The organism is Wolbachia endosymbiont (group A) of Ophion costatus (assembly GCF_963969245.1).
In the GTDB taxonomy this organism is placed as follows: Bacteria; Pseudomonadota; Alphaproteobacteria; order Rickettsiales; family Anaplasmataceae; genus Wolbachia; species Wolbachia pipientis.
The window spans coordinates 611,533-623,653 of record NZ_OZ017714.1; the positions used below are offsets into that span (position 1 = coordinate 611,533).

Consider the following 12,121-nt stretch of genomic DNA (forward strand, 5'->3'; position numbering starts at 1 on the left):
AAGCTGTGTATAAATGCTGTGTTTCCAAGATATTATAGGATTACTTTGTTAAATATTCCCTACTCCCAGGTTTTGTTATGGGTAGTTGTTTTAATTCACTTGGAAGTTCTTCCTCGCTGTAGTTTTTGATGTTCAGTTCAATCAAAGATATGACAGGAAAAGGCAGTTTCGTTTCACTATTTCTCTTTATCAAAGAAGCTTCAGCAACAACTTTACCTCCTTCCCCTTCTGCACATTCCACTGCTTCAAGTGAAGATTTACCTGTGGTTATTACATCTTCAATGAGCAATATTTTCTCACCCTTTTTGATCTTAAATCCACGGCGTAATTCAAACTTACCATTAACGCGCTCGCAAAACATTGTCTTTATTCCAAGCTGCCTGCCAATCTCATAACCCACAATTATTCCACCAATTGCAGGAGATAATATTAAATCTATGGAGCTATTTAATTCTTTTTTTATTTTATCTGCTAATAATGCGCAAACTTTCATGGCTCTGCTTGGATTTTCAAAAATCTTCGCACACTGTATGTATGTGTCACTATGCAGCCCGGATGATAAAACAAAATGCCCATGCAAAATTGCTTCTGCTTCTTTAAATTCTTTTATTATTAGGTTATTTTCGTCTAATATCATTTTTTAAGTTTCACTATTACATTCTTTATTAATTATCTGAGTGATACAAACATCAGACCACACATTTATTGCAGTTTCAAACATATCGATGATTGTATAAATAGGCAAAATCAGTCCCATAATATGCAGAGGAACATTCATCGACATGAGATAACTGGTTGCCATAAAATAGCACCCCATCGGCACTCCAGCGTTACCAATTGCAGCCCCTGTAGCTAAAAAAATCCATATCAACATTTCGCTTAAGGAAAATACGTATCCGTTCATTTCTGCAACAAACATTACAGTGATTAGTATAAATGCAGCACATGCATTCATGTTAATTGTTGTGCATATTGGTAAAATAAAAGACGATAATTTCTTTGGCACCTTTAGCTTGTTCTGCACACATTCTATAGTTGTTGGCAATGTTGCACTGGATGATTTAGAAAAAAACGCAAGTGTGAGTGCTGGCATAACCCCTTTCAGCGTTTGAATTGGTGATATGCCTTTATACCACATAAATAGCGGTAAAATCAGAAATGCCTGCACAAAATTTGCAGACATTATGCAAACAAAATACCATAAAAGATTGTAGAACTCACTACCGCCTTTTAATTCATGCAAAAAACAAGTAATAAAAGACCAAACAGCAAGCGGAATAAATTTTAATAACCCTTGAGCAATTTTAAGTAGCGTATCAAAAAGTGCAGAGAATACTTGATATAATATATCCTGCTTTTCTTTTGAAAGTGAAACAATAGCTCCACCCATCAAAAAAGCGATTAATATGCTACCAATCATATTATTTTCAAGAAAAACTTGCACAAAATTAGAAGGAATGAGTGATTTTAAATATGAAAAATAACTGTGGTTATTGCTGTTAATACTCCCTATTGTATTACTTATGAAATTTTTTCTTGCTGGATCTATTAACAAATAAAACGATAATGCAACAAACGCAGCTATAATAGTTGTAAGCAGAGTATAAAATAGTGTTTTCTTAACTAAGACTTTGATTTCAATTGAGTCTTTGAGCCCGGAAATTGTGGAAACTATGGATAAAAAAACCAGAGGTAAGCTTATTAATTTGAGCAAGCTGATAAAGATATCACTAAATAGCTTTGCTATTTCAAATATGATTTCATTGTTTAGGTAGTAAGCAACTATTGCAAGCAGTATAGAAAAAAGTATTGCAAACTTGTGCATTGAAAATAAAACTTCAAAGTAACATTATACAATAATTTTGCTGTTTTGGAATCAGATTGATAGACAAAATAACTTTACAGATTAGGGAAAGATAAGAGGATGTGTTTATTCGGAGACAGTGTAAGATTTCTTAATTTAAATTTAGGTGCACTTAGCCCATTCTGGTGATAACAAATTGGAATAGATAAGATATGATAACTAACTCTTCTGCGAGTATATAGTTTTGCCGGACACAACAGTACGTACTACGTGTCCTTTTACTTTGCGACCATCGAAAGGAGAATTCTTTGATTTACTAGCAAAGTTGTCAGTTTTAATTTCCCATTCATGATTGAGGTCAACTAAAATTAAGTCTGCAGCAAGGTTTTTTTGTATACGACCACGTGGTATGTGTATTATATCTGCAGGCTTATATGTCAATTTTGCAAGCACATCAAGTAGACCCATTTGCCCACTGTGATAGAGTTCAAGTGAAAGGGGCAGCATTGTTTCAAGACCAACAATACCAAATGCAGCATTTTCAAGTGGTAGATCTTTAGAACTACGATCATGCGGAGCGTGATCAGTTGCAATGCAATCAATCACACCTGTCTTTAAACCTTCAACCATAGCTAAACGATCTTCTTCAGTGCGAAGCGGCGGATTCATTTTTGCAATTGCCCCATGTTGTTTTACTATATCTTCAGTCAAAGTGAAGTGATGAGGGGTTACTTCGCACGTAACATTTAATCCCAAATCTTTTGCACGTTTAATAGCATCAAGTGAATCTTTTGAAGAGACATGTAGAATATGGTAGTGCACATTTTCCATATCCTTCATTAGCAGTATATCACGATTTACCATAACCGATTCTGACGCACTCAAGATCCCCTTTACTCCCAATTCTTCAGAAATTTTACCTTCGTTGATTGCGCCACCAGCAGATAAATTTAAATCTTCTGCATGTTGAGCAATAGGGACATTCAGCATACTTGAATAAAGCAGTGCCTGTCTCATAATCATTGGGTTCATAACTGGCATGCCATCATCAGTGAACCCAACCGCACCTGCTTCCTTTAAAAGTGCCATTTCAGTCAACTTTTCTTCCGAAGTGGTGATTTTAGCGTAAAATTCAACGTTTACATGTGAAGTTTCAAGTGCTCTATATTTCAAATATTTAGCCAAAATAACGCTATCAATTGCTGGAACAGTGTTTGGCTGACAAACTACAGTTGTAACTCCCCCCGCAGCTGCAGATTTGCTGCCTGTATATATAGTTTCTTTATGTTCCTGGCCTGGTTCACGAAAATGTACGTGAATGTCAATAAGGCCTGGCATTAGAACAAGCCCTTTACAGTCTATTGTTTCATCAACTCCACTTGTTGAAAATAATGATTCACCAAAGTCAACAATTTTATCCCCTTCAGTCAATAATGAACCTTTTATATCAAGTTTAGTTTCCGGGTCGATAATACGAGCATTAGTATACGCAATTTTATAGCCTTCCTTTTGCCCTGTTTGCAACAAATCCCAAGTTTGAGTCATTATATTTGAGTATCGATTATAAAATAAATCTAAAGTTTTTTTAATAAAACACAACCAAATTAAAACACAGACTAAGTGTATGGTCCCAGAGTGTGATGGTGTGGATTTAGTATAAATAATTCTGGAGACTGTGTCCACTGATAACATATAAATTCATAAGGAGTAAGACCCTTAAGAGTTTTGAGTCTCTTTGCATAATTATAAGCCATAACAAAGTTATAAAGGTGTTCTTTAAGTTGCTGGTGCGATTGATAGTAATACTTCTTAACTGTAGCATCCTTTAAAGTTTTATTCATACGCTCGACTTGCCCATTCGTCCAAGGATGGCTAACTTTTGTCAAACGATGTTCAATAACATTCTCTTCGCAAACTCTATCAAATATATGTTGGAAAGCATACTTATGACGCTTCTGGTTTGTAAATTGTATACCGTTATCTGTCAAAATAGTATGGATTTTATACGGTAAAATTCTAATCAAATTACGTAAGAACTCAGCAGCTATGGGTTTTGTAGCACTGTTACACAACTCAACATAGGTAAATTTGGATGTCCTATCAATAGCAACAAACAAATGTAATTTGCCCTCCTCAGTTCTAACTTCAGCAATATCAATATGAAAGTAACCGATAGGATATTGTTTGAATTTCTTTTTTGACTTAACTTCTCCATCAACAGTTGGTAATCTGCTAATGTTGTGTCTTTGTAAACAACGATGCAAGCTAGAGCGAGTCAAATGCGGAATTGTAGACTGCAGAGCGTAAAGGCAATCATCTAGTGGCAGTAGTGTATACTTGCGAAATGTAACTATTATAGCTTCCTCTTCTAGCGTTAAAACAGTTGATCTTGGATGCTTTGGACCCATATCAGCATCTTTCGTAAATGAACGTTTTCTCCACTTAATAATAGTTTTTGGATTAAGGTTATAATGCTTGGAGAGTTTTGCTATGCTCTCTTTTCTATTTTGTATTGCTCTACGAATCGTCTGTGTTGTTTTGGCGCACCCATGTAATATCTGTCCCATAATGACTCCTTAAATGATGATGATAGTATACCATCACTCTCTGGGACCATACAATTGCTTCTCTATGTTTTTTTATGTCATTAATTGCGCTGATTATCGACTTATCTATTTTCTTTAAATTTTCTTCCCGTTCTTCTCTTTTAATTATACTTTTGGATTCATTTTTTATCTGGTTCATTTTGTCATACAGGTTTCTGCATCCTTTGTAAGATGCCATTGGTTGTAACATTCCTTCTTTTACACCTTTATTGTAAAAATTCTTCAACTCATCACTTGATAGTATTGTTATAGCATCTTCCCTTTTACCTTGTGATTTAGGATACTTTTTATTCAATAAACTAACATGATTTAACAAGAAATCTCTAACTAGCCCTTCTTTTTTTACTTCGGATAATCTTTCTAGTGTTTCTATATATTTCAGAGTTTCCGCAAAGAGCTGTCCACCAGAGGGAGCAAATCCTTGAAGTGATTTACTCTGTGCTTTACAAAAATCGGTTTGTAAAAAATCTTCAGCTTGTTTTTTTATTACTGAAAGTTCATTAAAGGCTTTTTCTGGATTGATTTTTCTCAAAATACTAATAGCTTTTCTAATCGCTTTTTCTCTCTTTTTATTATCTTGCTTTTCATTTAATATGAGATGTTCAGTTTTGGTAAAAGCATTACCTTGATCACTCTTTGCAATGTTACAAACGATGTTTTTTACAACTTCTTCGGTTGCTGCATAATCTATTTCTTTTGCAAAGCAGTCAACAAATGATTGCCAAACTTTTTTATTAACAAGTTTACTTGTCTTATTTTCAAAATCTTCTATATCTTTGAATCCTAAAATAGTATAGAGATTTTTTTCGATTATTGGTTCGGCATGTTGTTTTGCCACTTTACCTTTTATATTGAATGGAAATTTACTAATCTTAGTTGTACCCACAATGTTACCTCAATATTAACGCTATCTATAAAAGTATAAAGATTTAATATTTAATTTTTAATTAATACTAGCACAGCTAACTACGGGAGCATTATGCTAGCATCAATTAACACTTTAACTTCTTACTTGTCATCAGTAATATTGTTTATATAAAAACTATAATTTTTTATGCCTGAACTTGGGAATATATTGCTATTGCTAGCCTGCTTATTGTCTTTGACATATTTGTTTTTACCGCTTAGTTCTTGTCGGTTTATTACCACTGCCATATTTTTTTGTGTATCAGCGTCAATGGCTATTTTGATCTACTGCCACATTACAAATGATTTTTCACTTGAAAACGTATACTACCACTCACACACAACAAAACCTTTGATCTACAAGATTTGTGGTGTTTGGGGAAATAAAGAAGGGTCCATGTTGCTTTGGGCATTAGTGCTTACCTTTTACCTATTTCTGATGGATATTTTTACTGATAACGACAGTAAATTGAAGAAAGTATCCTTGATCACCCAAGGCTTGATTTGCTTTTGTTTTTTACTGTTCACTTTACTTGAATCCAGCCCCTTCACTAAAATGCCAAGCGTTGAAAAAGATGGTCTTGGTTTTAATCCGATATTGCAAGATATAGGCCTTGCTATTCATCCACCGATATTATATTTGGGGTACCTTGGGTTTAGCGTTCCTTTTTCGCTCTCTATAGCTGGATTAATTGCAAAAGTTGAAGGAAATGTTTGGGCTAAAATTGTCAGGCCTTGGGTACTTATTTCTTGGTCGCTGCTCACTTTGGGCATCAGCTTGGGTAGCTGGTGGGCATATCGCGAACTTGGGTGGGGTGGATTTTGGTTTTGGGATCCAGTGGAAAACGTTTCTTTGATGCCGTGGCTAATTGCAGTAGCGCTGACACATTTGTTGCTCGTGGTACGGAATTTCAATGTTTTAAAGAACTTTGCTATTTTACTTACGCTTACAACTTTTATATTGAGTGTGACTGGAACATTTCTAGTCCGCTCAGGAATACTCACCTCAGTGCACACGTTTGCAGATGATCCAAGGTATGGACTGTATATATTAGCTCTACTTGGTGTAATTACAGTCAGTAGCTTAGTAATATTTGTAGTATTTACGAGAAAAAATCACACGTCTGCGATGTCATTCCAATGCTTGACACTGGAATCTGAAAAGAAACCTGCTACTCAAGTGACAGAGGGTAGAAGATTCTTTTCACGCCTTACGATGATGCTGATGAACAATTTATTATTCATCACTGCCTTTTTCATTGTGTTCGTTGGCACTTTATACCCTACAGTGCTCGAATATTTAACCGGTGAATTAATTTCAGTTGGAGCACCATATTACAATTCTTTATTTAATCCTATTGCACTGGCTATTCTAGCCCTCACGATAATTGGGCAATACTGCAGTTGGCAGGGAAATAGTCTATTGCCAATATTCCGTGAATATAGATTTTCATTTTGTAGTGCTGCAGCTATTTTGCCGTTTATTTTTCACATGGAGCTAATAATTGTGCTATCAATTACTATCTCCATAGCATTATTAATCTTTGTTTTAGAAGCATACAGTAAAAGAATTTGTTTATTTAAGGTAGCATTTGGTGAATCAATTTTATTAGCAAGAAAAGTTTCTAAATCCTACTATGCAATGATGGCAGCTCATGCTGGAGTGGCAATTCTAGTGCTTGGTATAGCATATTCGGTTGGTTGGCAGGAGAAAAAAGAAAATTACTTAAAAATAGGGGATAGCATAACAGTCAATAAATTTAAAGTTACTTTACGAAATATTGAGCTAATAAAAGAAAAAAATTTCCATGCAGTGAGAGGTACAATGTATATCAGGAATTTGCTGAATAATAAGATATTAGGTGAGATGACCCCTGAATATAGATTTTACCTTGCGGAAGGTCAAAAAAATGTTGAAAGCAGTATCTACCACAATTTGCTTTCTGATATTTATGTTGTAATTGGAGAGATTGATAAGAGTAAGAGCAAAATTGCAGCTAAAGTGCACTATAAACCTGGAATGTCTATAATCTGGCTTGGATCCTTTCTCATCGCTTTTGGTTCGCTCTTTGCTGCTTTTCCTTTTAGTAAACGGGCGAAGGTTGTCTAGCTGTCGTGGATTTATTAACAACGCTCCTAGGTCCAGAGTGCAATATATGAGAAATTACCGGGCTATAGATACTGATTTGCAAAGGTTAGAACCAAAGAAAGTTATATTTTTTTATTGACAGACCTATATATTACGATATTCACTAAGGGATTAGTGAGTAATGGTTATACAATATGAATGGTGGGGTATCAGGCAAGGAAAAAGTTATACGCACTGCTTTCGATTTTAAGGAGCCTTACAGCGATTGGCGTCAAATTTTTAAACGTCCTAATCAACAGTATAACCCTTCCAACTATGATTCGTCGAGCGAAATAAATGAACACGATATAGAAACTCAAAAGATTAAAGAAGGTGATGGCCATGATTCAGGTATTAGTTCCGATGATGAGGATGACCGGACAACTTATACAGCAGTACAATTAACTAATGATTCTCTTGATAGCCAAAGATATACAGGAATATATATTCCAACAACAACTGATGGTTGGGTAGGTGAAAATAATCATCAGACTGGTTTATCAGGTAATTTGCCAGACAGAAGTAATAATCCACAAATTTTTGAAAGTACTGATTCAGTAGAGCATAATTCTACCTGCAATGATCATGTAATTTGTGATTCAGGTCACAATTCTGACGATGAGGATCAGTTTAAACTGTTGTACGAAAAGGAGAAAATAGAAGCACAAAATAATCAAAAATATACAGAAAATGTATGTAATCCAACAAATGGTGGGTTGTTAGGTGAAAGTGATAATCAACAGATTTCTGAAGATACAGAAATAACTTCTGATTGTAATCCAGATGATTCAGATCCAAAAGGGAATGAGGGCTATGGTTCAGATGGTTCTTGTGAAAGTAAAGAAAATTTGACAAAGGGCGCTGGTGGTAGTAATCAGACTTTTGAAGGTGAACAGAAAAGCTCAGAATTTCCGAAAGTTGACAATTGGTTAGATAGTGATGGGAACTCAGAAGATAGTTCGGACTCAAAAAAGGGTTCGTACTATAGCTCAGGTAATTTTGATTCAATGGAGTTAACAGATGATTTGGATTCAGAAGATGATAATCCTTTTCTAAAAGACTCACTTTTTATGAAACTAAAAATGTCGTTAACTCAAAGTAAACAGGATCTGATTGATAAATGCTGTGGGGAGGTGAGAGGTATAACAGAACAAAATGAACAAAAAGATATAAAAAATACTCCAGAAAGTATTAAGTGCATAGTAGCTAAATACTTAGAAAAAGAAGTAATGTTAAATTTAAAATGTAGTTGTTGTAACAAAACTGTAACAAATACAGTATTTGAAGAAATAAAAGATCTAAGAGGTTGTCCGGAAACAAGTAAATTCAAGCATATTCCCTCTTTAACATAACCCTACTCATAGCTAGGTATATGAAATTCTCAGTGGATGTTGTGAGTAAATCATACTCCTTCGATAGCCTTCTATTCCTATTAACCCAAGCAAAAGTCCTTTCTACAACCCATCTTCTTGGCTGTACTTTAAACCCTTGTTCTCTTGTTGGTAGTAGCTCAGGTGGCGTATCTTTGTGCACCCAAAATCTACATGGAGGCCTTGTAACAATTTCAATATCTATGTCATATTCTTCCTTTATGTGATTCTTTAAATTTCTTCCTTGGTATCCCATGTCAGCCCACATTTTTTTAACTTTAGTATATTTTGTTCTCATATTGTTTAATGCTATTTTAATACCATCTCTATCATTTTCGTTAGCAGCGCCTACGTAACAACCTAGTATAAAACCCTGAGTGTCTGTAATTATATGCCTTTTTCTACCCTTTACTTTTTTACTTCCATCATAGCCTTTGATCCCCCCTTTTCTGTAGTCTTTACAGATTGACTATCTACTATACAGGCACTCGGCTGCTCATTCCTTCCTATTTTTCTTCTACTATATTTTGTAATTTCATAATTCATTTTCTCAAAAATTCCCTGCTTCTTCCATTGCCTGAACTGCTCATACACAGTCTTCCATAGCGGAAAATCATTTGGTAAATACCGCCATTGACACCCTGTACGCAATACATAGAAAATTGCTTCTAATATTTCTCTTTTGCTATACTTTGGCGGCCTTCCTCCTTTCTTGTATGATACTCTGAAGTGTTTTTCTATTCTTGCCCATTCCCTTTCGCTTAGATCTGTTGGATACTTTTTTCTCATCTTTACCCCGTACTAAAATTTCAGATATTATAGCCTTTTACTTGTTTCCGGACAACCTCTTACTAGTGGTAGTCATATAAGTAACAGAAGTAACACTTTTGTATTTGATAACTTTCCCTATCAAAGTAAAGATAAAAACTGTAACAAAGAAAGTGAAGATCAAAACTGTAACAAAAAAAATGAAGTGTCCGAAGAGGACATTATCAAAAGCATTGTTAGTAATTTATTGTTAGAAGGTGGGAAGGTAAAACGCCATAATTTTTTCGATGGGAATGAGTTTGAGCAGATAGTTACTTGTAATGGATTTGATGATGGTCTTTCTGAGAAATGTAAGGAAATTGAAAGCAAGCTAAAAGGTTTAGCATATGAAAGTATTGTAAACAAAAGCAAGCAGACTCAAAATGTATTAGGAGTAGACAAGGATAATAGATATTTTTGTATAGAGTACTCGCAAGATAGTATTGTTGAAGTTGCAGAAATCCTAAACAATGAAAAAGCCAAAGACTTAAATTTAAGAGTTGGCATACTCAAAATTGGAGAAAGTATAGTAAGAGTTGAAAATGTAGAAGAAATAGGGGGAAAAAGAAATTACATGGATGTCTCAAAAGGTGGTATTGAAATGTCTTTTACTACTGAGGTAGGAGAGATAAGTATTTATCTAAGTCCTAGTGAGAAAGGCAGCAATAAAATAAAAGTGGAGATTGATGGGGAAAACAGAGCAAGGCTTAATGAGTTAAAAAATAGGGGAAAAAGTTTAGGGGAAAACTGTCTTTTAGGAGGAAAAAGTGTTGAGGAAGCTATAGAGCATGAAAGTTTTGAAAGATATGGCAGTGTACCTAACACTGCTATGAAGGAACCTAGCTTAGGTTGCGTTGCTAACATAGCAAGGGGGGGATAAGCTTGCAGAGATAAAATGATGGGCCAAATTGGCGGTATTTTGCTCTTGTAATGTACTTCAAAATTGCAAAGTTTGCACTAGATAGAACTTAATTGACAGACAAGAATCAACTGACAGAAAAATTTACATAGTCAAACAATCACAGAATAAACTAGTGAATTTTTTGAAAAGTATATAAAATTCAAGTTTAAGTAAATAGCATGGCACTTAGACTCATTCCAGATAACCTCAATATAAAATTTAGTAAATATAGGGATTTGACTGCATTAATTAGCATTATTCTTATCATCTTTTCAATATTCACTGTTGTGCTGCGTGGAGTGAACTTAGGCATAGACTTTGCAGGCGGAATTTTGATAGAGATAAAATCTTCAGATGAGAATCACTCTATTCTCGATGCATTAAAAGAAAATGGTTTTACAGTGCAGAGTTCAAAAGCGGGTGATAATTTAGTCATGCGTTTTAAAGATGAAGGAGATGAAGATAAAATCAAAAAGATAAAAAGCATACTAGAAGAAAAGCTGGGGAGCTCAATAAGCTATCGTAAAATAGACTATGTTGGCCCACAAATAAGCTCAACACAAATATTTGAAGGAATGTTATCCATGTTGATCGCAATTGTTGGAATATTTTTTTACGTTTGGTTTAGATTTAATTGGCAATGTGGATTCAGTGGAATAACAGCACTGGTTCATGACGTGATTTTAACTGTTGGTTTTATTAGCCTAACTGGCATTGAGTTTAATATTTCATCAGTTGCAGCTCTTCTCACTGTCATTGGTTATTCAATCAATAACTCAGTAATTATATACGATCGGATTCGAGAGTATTGCAAGAGTGGTAAAAGTGGGCGGATGAGTGAGATAGTAGATGCAAGTATCAACGCTACATTATTTCGCACTATATTAACCTCGGGTACAACCCTTCTTGCTGCTCTTCCTTTGGCATTAATCTGCACAGATGCAGTGAAAGACTTCAGCTTGATCATTTTTTTTGGTATTTTGATTGGCACTTGTTCTGCAATATTTATTTCTGCTCCTATATTAACCTACAGAGCTTTGATAAGTAGATTGTAGAAGTGTTTAGTCGCGGTATAATATCAACTTATTATCTCTTATAGTGAAATGAAAATACCTTAAAAAGCTCATTCCAAGTAGTGAATGAGACATAGAATGAGTGTTAACGCTTGCCTGTACATCATTAATCAAAAAATTTCCTATTTTAACTTGAGGTATTTGAACCACTCCAGCTTTTATTTGACCTTTCGCAGTTTCATATATTTTAAAATCCTGAACATTTTGTAAGTTAATACCAACATGTAATGCGTCTTTTTGTGATAGAACAATATCGGTTGCTCCAGTATCAAGCAAAAACGTTATATTGCGATCATTGACTTGAGCCTGAATATAAAAGTGTCCATCATATGACTTCGTAAATTCAATACTTCCACTATTCTGACCGCTATTTTGAATTCTTCCTTTATATGGTAAAAAAGTACTGAGAAATCTGTCGCTTAGTTTGTCCCTTTGTGAATCAATAAGCATTGCAGTAGTGGCTATTATTAGCAACCAAATAACTAGATTTTTCACCGCGTTCATATTGTTAAAATTTGAAGCTATT

11 protein-coding genes are annotated in these 12,121 nt (G+C 34.6%); 4 read left to right on the plus strand and 7 right to left on the minus strand.

The genetic code is table 11. The features are described from left to right. Positions 1 to 40: 40 nt before the first annotated feature. The 5 genes from pyrE to AACH21_RS03100 form a co-directional block, all read right to left on the minus strand. The gene (pyrE, locus tag AACH21_RS03080) at positions 41 to 637 is read right to left on the minus strand and encodes an orotate phosphoribosyltransferase (RefSeq protein ID WP_006279657.1); all 597 of its coding nucleotides are present in this window, start codon (positions 635 to 637) and stop codon (positions 41 to 43) included. A gap of 3 nt (positions 638 to 640) precedes the next feature. Then, the gene (locus AACH21_RS03085) at positions 641 to 1,825 is read right to left on the minus strand and encodes a dicarboxylate/amino acid:cation symporter (protein WP_010082165.1); all 1,185 of its coding nucleotides are present in this window, start codon (positions 1,823 to 1,825) and stop codon (positions 641 to 643) included. A 198-nt stretch (positions 1,826 to 2,023) separates the two neighbouring features. Then, positions 2,024 to 3,349 (minus strand): dihydroorotase, encoded by a 1,326-nt coding sequence (locus AACH21_RS03090; RefSeq protein ID WP_077188568.1) that lies wholly within the window; start codon positions 3,347 to 3,349, stop codon positions 2,024 to 2,026. A 71-nt stretch (positions 3,350 to 3,420) separates the two neighbouring features. Next, the gene (locus tag AACH21_RS03095; protein ID WP_338482749.1) at positions 3,421 to 4,371 is read right to left on the minus strand and encodes an IS481 family transposase; all 951 of its coding nucleotides are present in this window, start codon (positions 4,369 to 4,371) and stop codon (positions 3,421 to 3,423) included. Beyond that, complete coding sequence (locus AACH21_RS03100) at positions 4,322 to 5,296, minus strand: hypothetical protein (protein ID WP_338482750.1); 975 nt, start codon at positions 5,294 to 5,296, stop codon at positions 4,322 to 4,324. The genes AACH21_RS03095 and AACH21_RS03100 overlap by 50 nt, the downstream gene beginning before the upstream one ends. A gap of 168 nt (positions 5,297 to 5,464) precedes the next feature. Between AACH21_RS03100 and AACH21_RS03105 the strand changes: the two genes are divergently transcribed. Both AACH21_RS03105 and AACH21_RS03110 read left to right on the plus strand, forming a co-directional pair. Further along, a complete protein-coding gene (locus AACH21_RS03105; protein ID WP_006279652.1) occupies positions 5,465 to 7,426 on the plus strand; it encodes a heme lyase CcmF/NrfE family subunit in 1,962 nt (653 codons plus the stop codon). 173 nt (positions 7,427 to 7,599) lie between these two features. After that, complete coding sequence (locus tag AACH21_RS03110; protein WP_338482751.1) at positions 7,600 to 8,796, plus strand: hypothetical protein; 1,197 nt, start codon at positions 7,600 to 7,602, stop codon at positions 8,794 to 8,796. Here the strand turns inward: AACH21_RS03110 and AACH21_RS03115 are convergent. Continuing rightward, a protein-coding gene (locus tag AACH21_RS03115; RefSeq protein WP_236514306.1) for an IS5-like element ISWpi1 family transposase occupies positions 8,771 to 9,603 on the minus strand; the annotation gives its coding sequence in 2 pieces (ribosomal slippage) (positions 8,771 to 9,234 and positions 9,234 to 9,603; 834 coding nt in all). The genes AACH21_RS03110 and AACH21_RS03115 overlap by 26 nt on opposite strands. Before the next feature lie 184 nt (positions 9,604 to 9,787). Here AACH21_RS03115 and AACH21_RS03120 point away from each other — a divergent pair. Then, entirely contained in the window at positions 9,788 to 10,501 is a 714-nt protein-coding gene (locus AACH21_RS03120; protein WP_236718342.1) for a hypothetical protein, read from the plus strand. Positions 10,502 to 10,701: 200 nt separating this feature from the next. Further along, complete coding sequence (secF, locus tag AACH21_RS03125) at positions 10,702 to 11,577, plus strand: protein translocase subunit SecF (protein ID WP_338482752.1); 876 nt, start codon at positions 10,702 to 10,704, stop codon at positions 11,575 to 11,577. Between the two features lie 6 nt (positions 11,578 to 11,583). Here the strand turns inward: secF and AACH21_RS03130 are convergent, their stop codons facing one another. Next, on the minus strand, positions 11,584 to 12,099 hold the full coding sequence (locus AACH21_RS03130) for a TIGR02281 family clan AA aspartic protease (RefSeq protein WP_006279648.1): 516 nt from the start codon (positions 12,097 to 12,099) through the stop codon (positions 11,584 to 11,586). Between the last annotated feature and the right edge of the window lie 22 nt (positions 12,100 to 12,121).

Excerpts from the sequence above, each read along its gene's own strand:
- pyrE (WP_006279657.1), bottom strand. The coding sequence starts at position 637 with ATGATATTAGACGAAAATAACCTAATAATAAAAGAATTTAAAGAAGCA.
- AACH21_RS03085 (WP_010082165.1), bottom strand. The coding sequence starts at position 1,825 with ATGCACAAGTTTGCAATACTTTTTTCTATACTGCTTGCAATAGTTGCT.
- AACH21_RS03090 (WP_077188568.1), bottom strand. The coding sequence starts at position 3,349 with ATGACTCAAACTTGGGATTTGTTGCAAACAGGGCAAAAGGAAGGCTAT.
- AACH21_RS03095 (WP_338482749.1), bottom strand. The coding sequence starts at position 4,371 with ATGGGACAGATATTACATGGGTGCGCCAAAACAACACAGACGATTCGT.
- AACH21_RS03105 (WP_006279652.1), top strand. The coding sequence starts at position 5,465 with ATGCCTGAACTTGGGAATATATTGCTATTGCTAGCCTGCTTATTGTCT.
- AACH21_RS03110 (WP_338482751.1), top strand. The coding sequence starts at position 7,600 with ATGAATGGTGGGGTATCAGGCAAGGAAAAAGTTATACGCACTGCTTTC.
- secF (WP_338482752.1), top strand. The coding sequence starts at position 10,702 with ATGGCACTTAGACTCATTCCAGATAACCTCAATATAAAATTTAGTAAA.
- AACH21_RS03130 (WP_006279648.1), bottom strand. The coding sequence starts at position 12,099 with ATGAACGCGGTGAAAAATCTAGTTATTTGGTTGCTAATAATAGCCACT.